Raw genomic sequence first — 2,862 nt, forward strand, 5'->3', positions numbered from 1 at the left:
AGGTATTGTAGAAGTACGTGTGTCTGGCGTCAATCATTATTTCCTATCGGCGACAATCAAAATTCCCTATTTTTTTGAGAAATTTTTTAATGTTTTTGCATTAATTGCCCCTCCATTTAAAGAATAGCTTTTAATTTTTGATTTATCTGTCCGAAGCCCACATTTCAATCAGTTCATCAATTTAAATCTTGTCATCAGGTTTATTATGCAAAAAACTTGGAATATCTGATGCATTATTATCAATATGGCGCTTTACTTGAGCAAAATAACGAGAGTCAAGCTCTGCTGCCAAGTTTGTAAAAAAATTCACCAGATGATAAGCACTCTCGTCAGAGATTTTTTCTGGCAAAAGATCGTATATATTAATTTTCATATTTTTATGATCCTTTTAAAGTAAAAAACTTTTATATCCTAAAATCGTTTAGCGTCAATCATTTTCTCATTGCCGACAATTAAAATCTTTAATGTTTTTTGCACCAATCAACCTATTCTTGCTCGGCGTTCTTTTTAGATTTTTTTGCTGTAGACACACGGTAGCTTTCAGCATTTAACTCTAAAATATTAGAATGATGCACCAATCTATCTATAGCAGCTGCTGTTGTCATTTTATCTTTAAATATCTGATCCCAGTTAGCAAATGATAGATTGCTAGTTATCATTACACTGCGCATTTCGTATCGAGCTGATAGCAGAGTAAAAAGAACATCTGTTTCTTCCCTGTTACAGGGAATATACGAGATGTCATCAATTATTAGCATCGCAAAATAATCTAGCTTTTTAATAAACGTATTAAGCTTTAATTCTACTTTCGCTTTTAATAAATCTTGAAGTAATTGAGCTGCTGTTGTGTAATACACTCTTCTACCTTGCATACACCATTCTTGCGCCAAAGCTATTGCTAAATGAGTTTTACCAGTGCCAGGGTTACCAAAGATTAAAATATTTTCGCATCTATCCATAAACTCGCCTGTTGCAAGCTGCTTTATTTTTATTGGCGACAATCCCTCTATGTGCTTATATTCAAATGATTGAAGCGTTTTGGTTCTTGGTAACTTAGCTTTGCCTAGCAAATATTCTATACGCTTATGATATCTGTGCTCTATTTCTAAGCTAACCAATTCACGCAAGAATTCAACATGGTCTTTTTTGTCAAACACGCATTGTTTTGCCGTTTCAATATAATTGTTCGCGAACGAACTTAAGCATAACTGCCGAAGATGTTTTTCTAAGTTTTCAGTAGTAATGTTTGTCATACAGCCATCCCGCTTAATAATTGATCATAAACTTTAAGCTGCGGTTGATTTATTTTTATAATTGGAATCGTAACTGGGAGATCCAATAACGATTTAATTTTTTCTGGTAGTGGCACGACATTTTGTTCAAGCAGCAATTCTAGGCCAACTGAGACATGTTGCTCTCCATTCATCTTTGCTAATTGCAATACCTCTAAATATTGTTTTGTGCCACAAGTTTTAGAATTAGAAATAAGAGCGTCATATGCTCTACGAAAGCATAACCTAGGGAACAATGCCTCTCGGTATTGGTAGTTGGCAAAGGCTCCTGGCTTGCGTATTAAACTATCAATAATGTGCCGATAGTCTATGCCATCAGTACCTTTATGTTTTGGCATTTCTTGTAAACAACTCTGGCCATAATATAATTTTATTTTGTCATAAAAAATATGTGCCATTAACACAAAGCTTATCAATCTGCTTGGAACAGAATATGGTACAGAATCTATTTGTACTGTACTTGATGGGCTCACTCTAACAGGTAATATCCTTGGCATGCTCCATTTATCGTTTGGCAGATCTTTTAATTTTGGCATCTCTAATGCCAGCTCTTCTTTCCTCAACAAATTTCTTCTAACTTCTATTTGTAGTAAAAATTCTTTGTACTCATTAAGAGATTTAAAATCTCTACTGCTTCTTAGCATCAACTGTTGGTCCACATCAACTTTAAACAAGTCATTACTTTTTTCTATTGATCCGTTTTCTTGGCTTTCTCCGGGATTATTGCGACTTGGCACAACGCCATAATGCTTCATTACCTTTGACCATTTCTCAGTAAAATCTCTACTGCTACCAGATTTTTTTGTGGCAGCTGTTAAGTTATCAGTTCGATGATCAAATGCAACCTTACCTAATGACCATACGGCATTTTCATATCCTTCAGATAAGCTTGCAAAGCTTTCTTCGTAGCAAACAGATACTTTTTCCCAACGGGAAAAAACTAAAACAAAATGAAACAAAAGGTGCTTAAAATGTTCACCATTTATTGTAATCTTTAAATCATTCATGTTGGTATAGTCAGACTGACTTTGAGCACCAGGAACATGATTTTGACAAAATATCACATCTTTATTTTTACCACTTATGGCTCGCCATTTTTTAAATCTCCTTTGTAGTGTTCTAAGATGACTTCTTTTGAAGTACCCTTGATATTTATTCTGTAGATAAGTAAAAATGGTTTTAGCTTGCAATCCTGGCGAATTGTTTAGTAACCCTTCTATTTCTTGCCAAGTATCAGCAAATACATCTGGCTTATTTTGCCAATCATGAGTTTTTTTGAATTCACTGGGAAGTTTTTTGTTCTTCAAATACTTCCTCGCAGTTTTAACATCCATGGCAGCTTTATCTGCCGCTTGCTCTTGTGTGAGTATATTTATATGTTTCATAAGTTTTTTTACCTGCTGATTAGTACATGTCATTTTTGTAACCCTATATTTTTCCTATAAAACTAAATATTTTATAGGATAGCTAGGCTACGATCTTTATACTTTTCAATAGGGAAAAATGATTGTCGTCACTAGGTAATTATGATTGTCGCTAAACAAACGGCAAATAATATATTTTCAGCATA

General features: G+C 34.0%; 3 protein-coding genes. All 3 read right to left on the bottom strand.

Translation table 11 applies throughout. The features are described 5' to 3' along the window. Positions 1–181: 181 nt before the first annotated feature. Positions 182–373, bottom strand: a complete 192-nt coding sequence (locus WC707_07175) for a hypothetical protein (protein ID MFA6066937.1) — start codon at positions 371–373, stop codon at positions 182–184. A gap of 112 nt (positions 374–485) precedes the next feature. Beyond that, positions 486–1,253: an IS21-like element helper ATPase IstB gene (gene istB, locus WC707_07180; GenBank protein ID MFA6066938.1), complete on the bottom strand. Its 768-nt coding sequence runs from the start codon at positions 1,251–1,253 to the stop codon at positions 486–488. Continuing rightward, complete coding sequence (istA, locus tag WC707_07185) at positions 1,250–2,677, bottom strand: IS21 family transposase (GenBank protein ID MFA6066939.1); 1,428 nt, start codon at positions 2,675–2,677, stop codon at positions 1,250–1,252. The genes istB and istA overlap by 4 nt, the downstream gene beginning before the upstream one ends. Positions 2,678–2,862 lie beyond the last annotated feature (185 nt).

It is taken from the genome of Candidatus Babeliaceae bacterium (assembly GCA_041660765.1).
Lineage (GTDB): Bacteria > Babelota > Babeliae > Babelales > Babelaceae > JBAZVR01.

Excerpts from the sequence above, each read along its gene's own strand:
- WC707_07175 (MFA6066937.1), bottom strand. The coding sequence starts at position 373 with ATGAAAATTAATATATACGATCTTTTGCCAGAAAAAATCTCTGACGAG.
- istB (MFA6066938.1), bottom strand. The coding sequence starts at position 1,253 with ATGACAAACATTACTACTGAAAACTTAGAAAAACATCTTCGGCAGTTA.
- istA (MFA6066939.1), bottom strand. The coding sequence starts at position 2,677 with ATGAAACATATAAATATACTCACACAAGAGCAAGCGGCAGATAAAGCT.